This window comes from Halalkalicoccus jeotgali B3 (assembly GCF_000196895.1).
Taxonomy (GTDB): domain Archaea; phylum Halobacteriota; class Halobacteria; order Halobacteriales; family Halalkalicoccaceae; genus Halalkalicoccus; species Halalkalicoccus jeotgali.
The window spans coordinates 749,343-763,575 of record NC_014297.1 but is presented as its reverse complement, the minus strand read 5'-3'; the positions used below and the strand labels follow the sequence as shown (position 1 = coordinate 763,575).

General features: G+C 64.2%; 13 protein-coding genes. 8 read left to right on the top strand and 5 right to left on the bottom strand.

Features of this window, described 5'->3' with window-relative positions; genetic code table 11:
* Window positions 1-112: 112 nt before the first annotated feature.
* From HACJB3_RS19555 to HACJB3_RS03660, 4 genes are all read left to right on the top strand, one after another.
* The gene (locus HACJB3_RS19555; RefSeq protein WP_148258228.1) at window positions 113-463 is read left to right on the top strand and encodes a DUF7718 family protein; all 351 of its coding nucleotides are present in this window, start codon (window positions 113-115) and stop codon (window positions 461-463) included.
* Between the two features lie 328 nt (window positions 464-791).
* Window positions 792-2,135 carry a class-III pyridoxal-phosphate-dependent aminotransferase gene (locus tag HACJB3_RS03670; RefSeq protein WP_008417871.1) on the top strand — a complete coding sequence of 448 codons (1,344 nt, stop codon included), beginning with the start codon at window positions 792-794 and terminating at the stop codon, window positions 2,133-2,135.
* 50 nt (window positions 2,136-2,185) lie between these two features.
* On the top strand, window positions 2,186-3,379 hold the full coding sequence (locus HACJB3_RS03665) for a M24 family metallopeptidase (RefSeq protein WP_008417872.1): 1,194 nt from the start codon (window positions 2,186-2,188) through the stop codon (window positions 3,377-3,379).
* A 138-nt stretch (window positions 3,380-3,517) separates the two neighbouring features.
* Window positions 3,518-4,879, top strand: a complete 1,362-nt coding sequence (locus HACJB3_RS03660) for an FAD-dependent oxidoreductase (protein ID WP_008417873.1) — start codon at window positions 3,518-3,520, stop codon at window positions 4,877-4,879.
* Here HACJB3_RS03660 and HACJB3_RS03655 read toward each other — a convergent pair whose 3' ends face one another.
* The gene (locus HACJB3_RS03655) at window positions 4,880-5,848 is read right to left on the bottom strand and encodes a D-2-hydroxyacid dehydrogenase (protein WP_008417874.1); all 969 of its coding nucleotides are present in this window, start codon (window positions 5,846-5,848) and stop codon (window positions 4,880-4,882) included.
* A gap of 105 nt (window positions 5,849-5,953) precedes the next feature.
* On the opposite strand from HACJB3_RS03655, the gene HACJB3_RS03650 reads away from it, so the two are divergent.
* Entirely contained in the window at window positions 5,954-7,234 is a 1,281-nt protein-coding gene (locus HACJB3_RS03650) for an amidohydrolase (RefSeq protein ID WP_013199379.1), read from the top strand.
* On the opposite strand, the gene HACJB3_RS03645 is transcribed toward HACJB3_RS03650, so the two are convergent.
* The 3 genes from HACJB3_RS03645 to HACJB3_RS03635 form a co-directional block, all read right to left on the bottom strand.
* Window positions 7,231-7,890 carry a hypothetical protein gene (locus tag HACJB3_RS03645; RefSeq protein ID WP_008417879.1) on the bottom strand — a complete coding sequence of 220 codons (660 nt, stop codon included), beginning with the start codon at window positions 7,888-7,890 and terminating at the stop codon, window positions 7,231-7,233. The two genes, HACJB3_RS03650 and HACJB3_RS03645, sit on opposite strands and share 4 nt — an antisense overlap.
* A 48-nt stretch (window positions 7,891-7,938) precedes the next feature.
* Window positions 7,939-9,567: a BCCT family transporter gene (locus HACJB3_RS03640; protein WP_008417881.1), complete on the bottom strand. Its 1,629-nt coding sequence runs from the start codon at window positions 9,565-9,567 to the stop codon at window positions 7,939-7,941.
* Window positions 9,568-9,822: 255 nt separating this feature from the next.
* Window positions 9,823-11,193, bottom strand: coding sequence for an aspartate aminotransferase family protein (locus HACJB3_RS03635; protein WP_008417883.1), 1,371 nt, complete (start codon window positions 11,191-11,193; stop codon window positions 9,823-9,825).
* A 201-nt stretch (window positions 11,194-11,394) separates the two neighbouring features.
* Here HACJB3_RS03635 and ilvA point away from each other — a divergent pair, with 201 nt between their 5' ends.
* The 3 genes from ilvA (at window position 11,395) to HACJB3_RS03625 (ending at window position 13,291) form a co-directional block, all read left to right on the top strand.
* Window positions 11,395-12,648: a threonine ammonia-lyase gene (gene ilvA / locus HACJB3_RS03630; RefSeq protein ID WP_008417884.1), complete on the top strand. Its 1,254-nt coding sequence runs from the start codon at window positions 11,395-11,397 to the stop codon at window positions 12,646-12,648.
* Window positions 12,649-12,678: 30 nt separating this feature from the next.
* Window positions 12,679-12,804: an HVO_2523 family zinc finger protein gene (locus HACJB3_RS20990; RefSeq protein WP_008417886.1), complete on the top strand. Its 126-nt coding sequence runs from the start codon at window positions 12,679-12,681 to the stop codon at window positions 12,802-12,804.
* 133 nt (window positions 12,805-12,937) lie between these two features.
* Complete coding sequence (locus HACJB3_RS03625; protein WP_008417887.1) at window positions 12,938-13,291, top strand: DUF5830 family protein; 354 nt, start codon at window positions 12,938-12,940, stop codon at window positions 13,289-13,291.
* Here HACJB3_RS03625 and HACJB3_RS03620 read toward each other — a convergent pair.
* A complete protein-coding gene (locus tag HACJB3_RS03620; RefSeq protein ID WP_008417888.1) occupies window positions 13,275-14,168 on the bottom strand; it encodes a DUF7115 domain-containing protein in 894 nt (297 codons plus the stop codon). The genes HACJB3_RS03625 and HACJB3_RS03620 overlap by 17 nt on opposite strands.
* Window positions 14,169-14,233: the final 65 nt, after the last annotated feature.

The window sequence follows — 14,233 nt, the reverse complement described above, 5'->3', positions numbered from 1 at the left end:
GGCATATTCAGCGGGAAATCCCCGCAAAACCCACCTAATATATTTGGTATCCATGAACGATAGTACATATATGTATAGCATACATTCACCTTGGGTACAGCGGCGGACCTGTTTGAAAATCAAGGACCATGAACTGCAGGCATTCTATGTTCAGTTAGAATATAACAGAAGTCCAAATCCAACAACGGACGAAGATTGGCAAGATATAGCTTGGTTTGATCATCAACCAGCCCACCAATTTGGACATGATATCACAAAAGAAGGCCTACACATGGACCTTGAACATCCGACAGAGAACAATCGTAAGGTGAAAGACTTCCCCTCGATTCCATTAGCTGATGCGCCTACGTTTTGTGAGAAATACTTCGATGAGAATTATATCGATATTTGTGATCAGTATCTAAAGTGGGACGATAGCTCTGCATCTACAGGCTTCATTCAGCATCGTCCTCTTCGACAATGATCTCTTGATCAGCGAACGCGGGAATTTCGTATTCACTAGCGTCAAACTCCTCACGAGGGCGTCCAGTGACTTCTTGAAGGACATCAGCCGCTTCCTTCACAGACTCTTGATTCCGTCTTTGCGATTCTAAGGTCATAGTAATTCACACACCCACCTGTATGCGACTACTGAGTTGCAAAACGTCCCAACAGATAAAACTTGAATCATCATATAAGCTTTGTGCGTCCCTCACATAGCAGAACGAACTGGGTCTACAAGTACACTCCTAGTCCTACTCTCTCACGCTCGCGACGACAAGAGTTAATAACGATGTATACGCTTTCCGTGTATGAACCGTGATAACGCGGAGCCGAGCGTGCGGCGGCTTCCCGGGGAGCGGACCCGCGAGTGGATCGAGCACCACCACCGCTACTCCGCGCCCAGCGAGCACGCCCACGAGTTCGCCTGGGACGTCGCCGGGGAGTCGGAGGGACCGTTCTGTACCGACCTCGACGGCAACGTCTTTCTGGATTTCACCTGCCATATCGGGGCCGCACCGCTTGGCTACAACAACCCGAAGATCACCGATCGCATGGCCGAGTTCGATCTGGTCGACCCGCTGAAGATCGCCGGTCAGGACTTCTACGCCGGCTCGGCGGGTGGGCCCGAAGAACCCGAGATTCCGGGGGCGGCCCAATTGATGGAACGGCTCGTCGAGGTGTCCTCGCAGTACGACATGGACACCGTTTTCCTCTCGAACTCGGGCGCGGAGGCGATCGAGAACGCGATGAAGATCTCCTACGCGAACACTCCCGAGCGAAAGTACGGCATCACCTTTCTGGGGGCGTTTCACGGCCGGACGCTGGGAACGCTCTCGATGACGCGCGCCGGCGACGTCTATACGCGTGCCTATCCCGAAACCGCCGGCACTCGAACCGTTCCGTTCTGCGAGGATCGGGCCTGTGAGGCATCGACCTGTTCGTGTGGCTTTTTCGCCGGCGGACGCTCGCAGCTCGAACGAATGCTCGACCCCGAGCGGGGCTATATGGACCCGCGGGAGGTCGCCTTCCTGATCCTCGAACCGATCCAGGGCGTCGGCGGGTATCGCTTCCCGAGCGAGGCGTTTATGGAGGAGGTCCAGCGGGTCTGTGAGACCCACGACATCCACCTGATCGTCGACGAGATCCAGTCGGGGATCGGGCGCACGGGGGAGATGTGGGCGTCGGACCACTACGCCATCGAACCCGACGTGATCACCAGCGCGAAGGCGCTCCGGTCGGGCGCGACGATCTCGCGCTCCGAGATATTCCCCGAGGAAAAAAACCGACTCGGCTCGACATGGGGCGGTGGCGATCTCGTCGCGGCGGCCCAAGGCGTGTTCACCCTCGACGCGATCGACGAGTACGACCTGTTAGAGAACGCCGTCGAGCGGGGCCGGCAAGTGAAAGAACTGCTCGGCGACGCCGACCTCGAAGGGGTGACGGACGTCCGCGGGAAGGGGTTGATGCTCGCCGTCGAGTTCGACTCGAAAGAACGCCGTACCGCGGTCGTAAAGGCAGGGTTACAGCGGGGGCTGCTCACGCTGGGTTGTGGCCACAGCACGATCCGACTGCTCCCGCCGCTCGACGTCACCGAACGCGAGATCGACCTCGGTATCTCGCTGTTTCGCGACGCGATCGAGGCGACTCGATAACGACTTTCGTTTTCGGGATACACGAAAACATAAGTCCCGCGCCCGAGAGGATGGTCTTGTCAGTGATTACCGTGCAGGTGTTCGAACAAGCGGAGTACGAACGGCGGATTGACCGGACCAAAGAGCGCATGCGGGAGGCGGGGATCGAGACGCTGTTCGTGACCGACCCCGCGAACATGAACTACCTCTCGGGCTACGACGGGTGGTCCTTTTACGTCCATCAGGGACTCGTGGTCTCATTGGATCACGACCAGCCCGTCTGGATCGGCCGCGGAATGGACAAAAACGGCGCGAAGGCGACCGTCTGGATCGATCACAAGAACCTACGCGCCTACAGCGACGATCACGTCCACTCGCCCGTGGACAAACACCCGATGGACTTCGTTGCGCGGGTCATAGAGGAGATGGGGTGGGACGACACCCACATCGGCGTCGAGATGGACGCCTCGTACTACACCGCCAAATCCCACCAGCGCCTCCAGGAGCGCCTTCCCGAGGCGACGTTCTCCGATTCGACCCTGCTGGTGGGGTGGGTCCGTATCAGGAAGTCAAAGCGGGAGATCGAACTGATCGAGGAGGCCACTCGCCTCTCGGAGGCGGCGATGCAGGCCGGAATCGACGCAATGGGCGAGGGCGTTCCCGAATCACGAGTCGCAAGCGAGATCTACCGCACCCTGATCGAGGGAACCGGCGAGTTCGGGGGCGACTACCCCGCGATCGTCCCGCTGATGCCCTCGGGCGAGCACACGGGGACGCCCCATCTCACGTGGTCGGACGAACCCTTCTCGGATGGGGATCCCGTGATCGTCGAACTCGCGGGCTGTCGCCACCGGTATCACTCGCCGCTTGCGCGAACCGCCGTGATCGGCGATGTTCCCGAGGAGATGGGGCGGGTCGCGGACGTCGTCGTCGAGGGGCTGAACGCGGCGCTCGATACGGCCGAACCGGGCGTGACCTGCGAGGCCGTCGAGCGGGCGTGGCGCGAGTCGATCGCGAAACACGGCATCGAGAAGGAAGACAGGATCGGCTACTCGATGGGGCTCGGGTATCCGCCGGACTGGGGCGAGCACACCGCGAGCATCCGACCGGGTGATGAAACCGTCTTGGAGGAGAACATGACCTTCCACATGATCCCGGGGATCTGGACGGACGAACTGGGCGTCGAGATCAGCGAGTCGTTTCGCGTGACCGCGAACGGCGCCGAACGGTTCTCCTCGTTCCCCCAGAAGGTCTTTTCAGTCTGATCGTCCCGCGCCCCGAGACGCGCCGTCGATCCGGCCGATTGGGGCGTGATAACGTTTCTACCGACCGATACCGACATAGAAAAGTACCCGACACCCGACGTGAGAGTGAGAGCGGCCGTCGCAGCAAGGTTTTCAACTATGGTAGAAAAATACGACCTCGTCATCGTCGGCGGAGGGATCAGTGGCGCAGCACTGCTCTATACTGTATCGAAGTTCACCGACATCGAGCGAGTGGCGCTCCTGGAGAAAGAAGCGGAGATCGCCTCGATCAACTCCCACCACACGAACAACTCCCAGACGCTTCACTTCGGGGACATCGAGACCAACTACACCCGGGAGAAGGCCGAAGAGGTAAACGAGGGCGCCCAGCTGCTGGCGGGTTACCTCGAACGGGAGGATCCCGACAGGGAGTTCCACAGCAAGCGAAGCAAGATGGTGCTGGCGGTCGGGAAAGAGGAGGCCGACGAGCTACGGCGGCGCTACACCGAGGAAGGCTTTGCCGATCTGTACCCGAAGCTCCGGCCCATCGACCGCGAGGAGATCGCCGAAATCGAGCCCAACGTCGTCGACGGGCGGGATCCCGACACCGAGCTATACGCCCTCCAGACGCCCGACGGCTACGTCGTCGACTACGGTGAGACCGCAAAATCGTTCGTCGAGGCGGCCCGCAAGGAGGCCGGCGTCGACGTCTACACCGACAGCGAGGTAAAGCGCCTCGACGAGACCGACGACGGCTTCATCGTCGAGAGCGAGGCGGGCTGGTTCGAGGCCGACGCGACGGTCGTCGCCGCGGGCTCACACAGCCTGCAGGTCGCAAAGGAGATGGGCTACGGCGAGGACATGTCCCTATTGCCCGTCGCGGGGAGTTTCTTCCTCGCGGACGACCTGCTCAACGGCAAGGTGTATACCCTCCAGATGCAGAAACTCCCCTTCGCCGCGATCCACGGCGACGCGGACGTCCACGACGACTCGATCACGCGCTTCGGGCCGACCGCAAAGCTGGTGCCCGAACTCGAACGGGGGCGGATCTCGACCGTCGAGGACTTCCTCGACGTCTTCGGTCTGAACGCCGACTCGTTTTTGAGCTACGGAAACGTGCTCGCCGATCGGGTCCTGTTGCCGTACGTCCTCAAGAACCTGGTCTACGACGTCCCCGAGGTCGGAAAACGCTCGTTCCTGCCGCACGTCCAGAAGGTGGTGCCGAGCGTCGGACTCGACGATATCGAGCGCGCGAAGGGCTACGGCGGCGTTCGCCCGCAGATCGTCGATACGGACGGAAAGACCCTCGACATGGGCGAGGCCAAGATCACCGGCGAGGACATCATCTTCAACATCACGCCCTCGCCGGGGGCCTCGACGTGCCTGAAAAACGCCATGCGCGACACCGAACAGGTCCTCGAATTCCTGAACGGCGCGTTCGAGTTCGACGAGGAGGCGTTCCGCGAGGCGACGATCGGGAACTTCCCCCGCGAGGAGCGACCGATCGCCGCCGACGACTGATCACTCCGGCGCAAACACGAGGTTCTCGAGGTCGCCACCGGAATCGAGCGCCGCGACGTTTCCGGCGACGATTTCTGCGAGTCGATCCCAGTGTTTGGGGGTGTGCCCGCCCGTATGCGGGGTTATCAGAACGTTCTCGAACCCCCACAGGACGTGGTCGGGCGGCAGGGGTTCGGGGTCGGTCACGTCCAGTGCCGCCCCCCGAATCGAGTTCGTCTGGATCGCGCCCACCAGGGCGTCGGTCTCGACGATCGGCCCGCGGGCGGTGTTGATCAGGACCGCCTCGGGCGGCAGGGTGGCGAACTCGTCCTCGCCGATCAGTCCTCTCGTGGTGTCGGTCAGCGGGCAGGCGATCACCAGATAGTCGGTCCGGGCGAGCGCGTCGTGGAGTGCCGCCTCGTCGAACCCGATCACCTCGTCGGTCGGTCCGCCCTTCTCCGGCGAGTAGCGTACCCCGATGGTCTCGACCTCCATGCCCTCTAATCGTTGGGTGAGCGCCTCCCCGATGGAGCCGAGGCCGACGATCGTGACAGTGCTCCCGGTGAGTTCGCCCGACTGGAAGTGGCGCCACTCCCTGTTCTCCTTTCGTCGCCAGCCCTCGTGGAGCCGGCGGGCGAACACGAGCATGTTGCCGAGAACGCCCTCCGCGAGCCCCGGGGCGTGGATCCCGCCGGCGTTGGTCAGCGCTATCCCCCGCTCGCGCAGCGCCTCGGTCGGGAGGTGCTCGGTGCCCGCGAAGGCACACGCGAACAGTTCGAGATCGGTTGCGTGAGACAGGAGTTCCTCGTCGATGCGAACCCCCGTGGCGACCCGGGCACCCTCGATCAGGTCGCGCTCCTCGCTCGGCGTCCGAGCGCGTCGAACCTCGTACTCGGGCAGTCGCTCGCGCAGTTCCTCGGCATATGGTTCGGTCGAGAGCCCCTCGGTTCCCTCGCGTAACACCACTACGTCGGGTCGTTCCTCGGTCATAGGTATCACTCCACTCGATCGGGCGCACGGCGCTAAAGTCTTCGTGTTCGCTGTCTACGGTTTCTGTGTATTTTTAAGTGACTGGGGCGACGAGTTCGTGAGAGAATGTCACGGACGATGCACGAGGGGCTGAGCGAGCGCCGGCGGTCGTTCCACCGATACCCCGAACCGGCGTGGCGGGAGTTCTACACGACGAGCCTGCTGGTCGAGGCGATCGAGGAGGTGGAAGTGGACGAACTCGCGGTGGGACGGGAGGCGATGGCCCCCGACGAACGGATGGCGGTACCGAGCGACGAGGAGCTGGCGCCGTGGTTCGAGCGCGCCCGCAAGCGGGGCGCACGTGAGGACGTCCTCGACGCCTGTGAGGGGGGCTACACGGGTTGTGTGGCCGTGCTCGACCGGGGGGAGGGGCCCTCGATCGGGTTGCGCGTCGACATCGACGGCTTGTTCGTCGAGGAGGCCCCGGACGAGAGTCACCGTCCCGCACGCGAGGGGTTTCGCTCCGAACATGAGGGACTAATGCACGCCTGCGGGCACGACGCCCACATGACGGTCGGGCTCGCGGTACTGGAAGCCGTCGCCGAGAGCGACTTCTCGGGGACGTTCACCGTCTTCTTCCAGCCCGCCGAGGAGGAGGGCGGCGGCGGCCGGCCGATGGCCGAGGGACCCTACGCCAAGGGGATCGAGTACCTGCTGTGTGTCCACGTCGGACTGGACCACCCCACGGGGGAAGTCGTCGCAGGCATGGAGAAACCACTGGCGATGAGCCACATGAACGTCGCGTTCGAGGGCGAGTCCTCCCATGCGGGCCAAGCGCCCGAGAAGGGGGCCAACGCGATCCAGGCGATGGCGAGCGCGGTGAGCGAGGCCTACGCGATTCCCCGTCACAGCGAGGGGATGACGCGGGTGAACGTCGGCCGGGTCGAGGCCGGCACCGCGAGCAACGTGATCGCGGAGGACGCGAGGATCACCGCGGAGGTACGCGGCGAGACGACTCGGCTGATGGAGTCGATGAAGGGGCGTTTCGAGCGGATCTGCACCTCGGCCGCCGAGATGCACGGCTGTGGGGCCGACGTGGCGATCCACAGCGAGTCCCCGCGTGCCGACAGCGACCCCGAACTCGCGACACTGGTCCAGGAAGTCGCACGCGGGGTCGAGGGCGTCAATCGGCCGGTCGGGACGGCGGAGTTCGGCGCGAGCGAGGACGCGACGTTCCTCATGCAGGCGGTCCAGGAGGCGGGCGGGCTGGCCACCTACGCCATCGTCGGGACGGACCACCCCGACAGCCACCACACACCCCACTTCGACGTCGACGAGCGCAGTCTGGGGATCGCCGTGGACGTACTGACCGAGTCGATCGAGCGGATCCGAAAGGAGCGTCCCTAGTCGGTCAACTCGCCGATCTGTCTGTCGCGCCGGGTCGCGGCCTCGGCGGCCCGCTCGGCGAAGTGATCCATCTGGCCCTTGATCTCCTCGCGCAGCGGTCCGGGCGAGAAGTCCTCGCTTTCGGCCAGCAGGCGGACGAACGCACGAAGCTCCTCGTCGGTGATCTCCTCGAAGGCACCCCGATCGAGCTTCTCGACGACCTCGTCGACGTCGATCCGGCCGACGGGGTCGACGTTGAACTCGACGTTGACCATCCGGTAGTCCGAACCCGCCAGTTCCTGCTCGCCCTTCGAGACGCCGCGGGCGAGCATGTCTTTGAACGGCGTCGAGTAGCCCATCGTCCCCAGATGGAGGAAGGCGAGCGTGTCGGTGATCCCGCGCGTGTAGGCGTCACACTCCTCGTTTTCGGGGTCGAAGACCGTCTCGCGGTCGCGCTCGTCGAGGTACTCGAAGAGGATCGTGAAATCGAGGATCGCGTTGCGAACCCGCCGGCGGATCCGGTTTCGCTTCTGCTTTTTCGAGTGATCGGTGTAGTCGGTCTTGCGCCCGAGCAGGAACTCCCGGTCGCTCGGGGTCAGTACACCCCGATCGCGGTCGGGATCGAACGCGGGATCGACGGCTGACTCGCTCCCGGTAGTTTCGTTCTCATCACCCATACACAAAAATTGTGTACGGCGTCGGAAAACGGTTCCGAATCGAGCCGCTCAGTCGTCGTCGTTGGCGGCGGACGGTGTGTCCGCCGGCTTCGAGCGATCGGGACCGGAGCCGATGATCCACGCGCCGTCCTGTAGGATCACGCGGCCATGGGTCGCACTGAAGTCCTTTGCAAGCCCGAGCAAGGCGAGGAAACAGACGAACGCGAACGGTGCGCCCGTGATGATCGCCGCCGACTGGAGCGCCTCGATACCGCCGATGATCATGAGGATCGCCGCGGTCATCCCGAGGACGACGCCCCAGAAGATCCGGTTGATGTTCGAGGGCTGGGCTTTGCCGCCGGTGGTCATCATCGAGACGGCGAGCGTCGAGGAGTCGGCGGAGGTGATGAAGAAGGTCGTCACGAGGACCATAAAGGAGACCATGAAGACGGTTCCGAGCGGGAACGCGTCGAACAGGATGAACCCCGAGACCTCCGGGCCGGCCTCGCCGGCGATCACGGCGCTGAAGTCAGCGACACCGTTGTGCTGGGCCCAGACCGCCGTACCGCCGACAAAGGTGAACCACGGGATGGTCGCCGCGGAGGTCGCGGCGATGCCGGTGAAGGCGACCTCCCTCACGGTTCGTCCCTTCGAGATCCGCGCGATGAACACGCCGGCGAAAGGCGACCACGAGAGCGCCCACGCCCAGTAGAAGACGGTCCACGAGTTGACCCACTCCGTACCGCCTTCGACGCCCGCACCGGTAAAGAGGCTCATCGAGACGAAGTCGGTAAGCATCCCCCCGACCGCCTGCGTACCCAGAAGCACCAGGAAGATCGACGGACCGATGATGAAGGTCGCGACCATGAGGGCAACGAAGAGGATCATGTTGAAGTTCGAGAGTCGCCGGATCCCCTTGTCGACACCCAGTACCATCGAGATGGTAAACAGCAGCGTCATGGTCGTCACCACCAGCAGGATGCCGGCATTGCCGAGGTCGATTCCCCACTGGAAGCTCAGCCCGCTGATGAACTGACTCCCGATGAACCCCAGCGACGTCGCGACGCCACCGATGGTGGCGAACACCGCGAGAATGTCGATGACCTTCGCGACCGGTCCGTCGAGGTTGTCGGCACCGAGGATCGGCGTGAGCGCCGAGGAGACCCGGAGGGGGACGTTCTCGTAGTTGTACGTGAAGTAGCCGATCGCGAGCCCCATGATGGTGAAGACCGCGAGTTGGGGGAGCGCCCAGTGAAAGAGCGTCTGTTGGATAGCGATGGTCATCGCCGCGGCCGACCCGCCCGAGACGTCGAACAGCGGCGAGGGGTTGGCGTAGTAAAACAGCGCCTCGGTCGGTCCCCAGAACACCACGCCGGCGGCGAACCCCGCCGAATAGAGCATCGTGAAAAACGATATGAAGCTGTATTCCGGTGGTTCGTCACCGAACTTGATCTTTCCCCACGGGCCGACGATCAGGAAGATCAGAAAGAGGACGATCAGGAAGACGATCACGAGCAACGCCCAGTTCAGGTACTGAAGCATCCCCTGATTCAGGTAGGCGATGGCTCCCTCGACGGTGCCCGGACTCGCGAAGAACGTCGCGATGATTCCCACAGTCAGTCCGGCACCGAAGAGGAAGACCACCGGATCGATCTCCTCGCGGAAGCGTCCGACCGCCCCGAGGTCGTCGTCGGCCACGGTCAGGTCCCTCCCTCAGAACCGAGTCGCCCCTCGCGTTCGAACGAGCGATCGAGGGCGATGCGGTCACGCACGGCATCCCCGCCGGTTACGGGACGATCACTAACTCCAGTCATGGTATGTGCTGTCACCCATCATTCACAATCGCTGAGGACGGTAATAACGGTTCCGCTTATTGTAGATAGCACACACATATTACGTGTACTAGTTCCCGAAAGGAGCGAAAGGGAAACGACCGTCGAAATCTGGGGTTCGTCAGGCAGATCGCACGGGGGTCGCGTGTTCGATCGCCTCACAAACCACGTCCATCGCGGTTTCGGCGAGTTCGTCGGTGAGCACGAGCGGCGGGAGCAGGCGAAGGATGCTGCCGTGGCGTCCGGCGGTCCAGACCAGCACGCCGTGTTCGTAGCAGTAGCGCTGGATTTCGTCGACCGTCTCGTCGACAGGCTCACCGTCCTCGGCGAACTCCGCGCCGATGAACAGGCCCTTCCCCCGTACTTCGGCCAGCAGCTCGTTTTCCTCGCCGGCCTCGCGGAGGCGGGCGCGAAGGTACTCGCCGAGTTCGCGGGCGTGGGCCAGCAGGTCGTGGGCCTGGATGTACTCGATGGCCCGCGTGCCCGCGCGCATCGCGACGACGTGCCCACGATAGGTGCCGGCGTGATCGCCCGGCCCCCAGGTGTCGAGCTCCTCGCGGTACATCGTCGCCGAGAGGGGGAAGCCAACGCCACCGAGGGCCTTCGCCATCGTCATCGCGTCGGGGGTCACGTCGTAGTGCTCGCAGGCGAACCACTCGCCCGAGCGACCCAGTCCGGATTGGATCTCATCGAACACTAGAGGGAGGGCGTTGTCGTCGGCGATCTCGCGCAGCCCTTCGAGGAATCCCTCGGGCGGGACGACGACCCCGCCCTCGCCCTGGATCGGCTCGGCGAAAATTCCCGCCGGGTTCGCAAGCCCGCCGTAGGGGTCCTCGACGATCGCGCGCACTTCTTCGAGGGCGTCCTTGACGGCCTCGTCCTCGGTTTTGCCCTGTCTGAAGGGGTACGGATAGGGTGCGTGGACGACGTCCGGGAGCAAGGGCGTGTAGTGGCCCTTGAACTTCTTGTTCGACGTCAAACTCATCGGGCCGCTGGTGGGGCCGTGATAGGCGCCCCGAAAGGCGATCAGGCCGGTGCCGCCGGTGTTGTACTTCGCGAGTTTGATGGCGGCCTCGATCGCATCGCTGCCGGTCGGGCCGCCGAAGATCACCCGGTTGTCGCCCGCGAGCTCACCCGGCGCGATCTCGTCGAGCTTCTCGATGAGTTCGAGGCGTGCCTCGCTCGGGAAGTCCACCGTATGAACGATCCTGTCGGCCTGCTCGTGGACCGCCTCCATCACGTAGGGGTTGGAATGGCCGACGTTGAGCACGCCGATGCCCCCGAACAGGTCGATGAAGGTGTTGCCATCGGCGTCCCGGAGCGTCGCGCCCTTGCCCTCCTCGAACGCCAACGGGATGTTGTTGGGGTAGGCGACGGCACTGCTGTCGATTTCCCGTTGCTTTTCGACCAGCCGCGTGGACTCCGGGCCCGGCACCGCCCCGACATCGGGTGCGTCCTCGAAATGGATCTCCTCGATCGGTGGTCCTGCCATACGACACCAATGAACAGCGCCAGTAAATAGCTTTTCAACGGTTACCGAAAGTACCGTACACAGTATTCGACACCAGTGGCCTGCATCGCCGCGACCACCCACGCGACTGTACCCGAAGTCAACGGTCCCTGTGTACAGTTAAGTGCCGGGCGGCGCATGCACCAGTATGACAGGGAGAGACACGACGACCGGAGGGGCCGGATGACGGCCGAGACCCCGGTTTCGATCGCGGACGTCGAAGCCGCCCGTGACCGACTCGCGGAGATCGTCCACCGGACGCCACTGGATCGCTCGACGACGTTCGCGGAGATGAGCGGGGCGCGCTCAGTGGGATCGAAACTCGAAAACACCCAGCGGACGGGCTCGTTCAAGATCCGTGGGGCGTACAACTGTATGGCCCAACTCGCCGAGGCCCAGCGCGAGCGGGGCGTGATCGCGGCGAGCGCGGGCAATCACGCCCAGGGGGTGGCGCTCGCGGGCGACCTGCTGGGGATCGAGGCGACGATCGTCGTCCCGGAGATCACGCCCGCCTCGAAGATCGCCGCGACTCGGGGCTACGGCGCCGAAGTGGTCGTCGAGGGCGACATCTACGAGCGCTCCTACGAACACGCACTCGATCTGGCCGAACGCGAGGATCTGGAGTTCGTCCACCCCTTCGACGACGAGCGCGTCATCGCCGGGCAAGGTACCGTGGGACTCGAACTGTTCGAGCAGTACCCCGAACTCGATACCGTGCTGGTGGCGATCAGCGGGGGCGGACTGATCGGCGGGATCGCGACCGCGCTGAAGGCCCAGGACCGCGACATCCGGGTGCTCGGCGTCCAGCCAGAGGGCGCGGCCCACGCGGGTCGGTCGCTCGAAAACAATGAGATCTACGAGCGCGAGACCGTCGACACCGTCGCCGACGGGATCGCCGACACCCGACTCCTCGAGACCACCTTCGAGACGATGCGCGGGCGGGTCGACGGCGTGGTGACTGTCTCGGATTCGGGGATCGCGGCCGCGGTGGCGCTGCTGGCCGAGCGGGCGAAGACGGTCGTCGAGCCGGCGGGTGCAGCGCCGCTGGCCGCGCTGCTGTCGGGGGCGGCCGAGTTCGAGGACGAGGACGTCGCGGTCGTGCTTTCGGGGGGTAACGCCGACCTGAGCGATCACGCCGACCTCGTCCGCCAGGGGTTGATCGAGCTCGGCCGGTACGCGACCCCTCGGCTCGCTGTCGAAGACCGCACTCGGATCGGGACGATCGCGAAACGCGTGGCCGAGGACGGCGTGAAACTGGCTGACGTCCGGACGGGACGGCGGGCGCCGGGCGACGATCCGAACCGGAAGGTGGTGGAGGTGGGGATCGAGGGCAGCTCTCCCGAGCACCTCCGGGCTGTTCTCGATGCCCTCGAAGCGCTCGAGGGGGTATGCGTGGTCGACCGGGGTCTCGAAACGGACCCCGTGTTCGGGCGATAGACTGACAGGCGAGGCGCCTGGAAGGCGGGTATGGACGAGGGACAACGGGCGGGACGGCCCTGTCCGCGCTGTGGGACGCCGATGTATCACCGCCACTGTAAGTACGTCTGCCCGAACCACGGCGTGATCTACGACTGTGCGGACACGTTCTACTGATCACGACGCCGTCGACGGGAGCAACGACGATCGTAGACGGCCGTCCCATCGGCGGCGGTTCGGAACTCACGGTCGAACGCCGTGCGGTTTGGCGAACGCCAGCGCTTTGTGAGCCGGCTAGGTACTGGGGGTGATGAGCGATCCGGTCGAACTGGGCTGTGAACTGCTCGAACACTGCGAGGACGAGGCCCTGGAGCTGTCGGCGGCGGTCGACCGCCTCGAGACGGTCACGACCGACCCGCATCTCACTCGCGAGATCCTCGATACCGCAGAGAAACGCGGGATCATCACGCGCGAGGACGGGCTGATCCGACCGCGACGGGGCGCGTTCGTCAGTTTCGAGAGCGAGGTCGTCACCAAGGAGGGCGAGTTCTCGTGTCGGCGCTGTGGTGCGGGCCTCTCGACGGGCCATTTCATCCGGTTCGAATCGGGTGAACACGGACCCTTCGGCTCGTCGTGTGTGCGGAAGGTTACGGGTCGGGAGTGAGGGCCTCGCGCAGGCGGTCGAGTTCGCGACGCTGGCGGTCGAGGAGGTCCTGTTGGGTCTCGATGGCGTCGGCCAGCGCGTCGAGACGGTCCAGCGGCGACGGCCCCTCCCCGACATTGCCCAGTTCGTGCAGCGAGCGAACGTCGCCGAACCGCTCGACGCTCGGGGCCGGTCCCGCCGTCGACGCGCCGTCAGCATCGACATCGCCATCGGTATCGACGGGGACTTGTCCGTCGTCGTCGGCGTCGGGACCGGGAAGCTCCGCGAGCGTCTCGACGTCGTGGTAGGCGAGCAAGGCGCCTTCGAGGCGCTCGCGGACGGCTCGGGCGCGCTCGGTGGGGACCTTGAACCGCTCGACACGCCCGGAGACGGTGAGGACGACCCCCGTTGCGACCCGGCCCTCCTCCAAGGCCAGTCCCTCCACGTCGGCGAAGCGAAACTGCTCGAACTCCTCGTCCCAGACCGCCCGCCCGACGTGTTTGATCAGCCGGTCGTCGGTGACGACGAGCGTGAGTTCGCTGAAGCGAAACGGTTCGTGTACGGTCTCGCCGGGATCGGTGAGACCGGCCGCCGAGAGCACGCCCGCGAGGATCGGGTGAAGGGCGGCCTCGACGCGCTCTGCGGGAACCGCGAGTTCGCGCGAGCCCTCAAGCCCATAGTCGAGTTCGATGGTCGTCTTCCGGCGGCCCGCCGAGAGCGAGATCCGCTCGACGGCGTGGGAAAACTCGTCGACCGATTCGTCGCTCAGGAGGCTCCGGGAGCGATAGCGGAGGGTTCTGGTGGGCGAGACGAACAGCGCGTCGTCGTCGCGAAGCGGGACGCGGGCGACGACCGACTCCCCGTCGAGGGCCGACCGGACGAGTTCGGGCCGAGACATACATCGTGATTAATTTCAAAATTTATATCTATTCCGGCGGGACGGGACGAGATGGGAACCTTAAA

Coding starts and splice junctions, on each gene's coding strand:
- HACJB3_RS03670 (WP_008417871.1), top strand. CDS start 792: ATGAACCGTGATAACGCGGAGCCGAGCGTGCGGCGGCTTCCCGGGGAG.
- HACJB3_RS03665 (WP_008417872.1), top strand. CDS start 2,186: ATGGTCTTGTCAGTGATTACCGTGCAGGTGTTCGAACAAGCGGAGTAC.
- HACJB3_RS03660 (WP_008417873.1), top strand. CDS start 3,518: ATGGTAGAAAAATACGACCTCGTCATCGTCGGCGGAGGGATCAGTGGC.
- HACJB3_RS03655 (WP_008417874.1), bottom strand. CDS start 5,848: ATGACCGAGGAACGACCCGACGTAGTGGTGTTACGCGAGGGAACCGAG.
- HACJB3_RS03650 (WP_013199379.1), top strand. CDS start 5,954: ATGTCACGGACGATGCACGAGGGGCTGAGCGAGCGCCGGCGGTCGTTC.
- HACJB3_RS03645 (WP_008417879.1), bottom strand. CDS start 7,890: ATGGGTGATGAGAACGAAACTACCGGGAGCGAGTCAGCCGTCGATCCC.
- HACJB3_RS03635 (WP_008417883.1), bottom strand. CDS start 11,193: ATGGCAGGACCACCGATCGAGGAGATCCATTTCGAGGACGCACCCGAT.
- ilvA (WP_008417884.1), top strand. CDS start 11,395: ATGACGGCCGAGACCCCGGTTTCGATCGCGGACGTCGAAGCCGCCCGT.
- HACJB3_RS20990 (WP_008417886.1), top strand. CDS start 12,679: ATGGACGAGGGACAACGGGCGGGACGGCCCTGTCCGCGCTGTGGGACG.
- HACJB3_RS03625 (WP_008417887.1), top strand. CDS start 12,938: ATGAGCGATCCGGTCGAACTGGGCTGTGAACTGCTCGAACACTGCGAG.
- HACJB3_RS03620 (WP_008417888.1), bottom strand. CDS start 14,168: ATGTCTCGGCCCGAACTCGTCCGGTCGGCCCTCGACGGGGAGTCGGTC.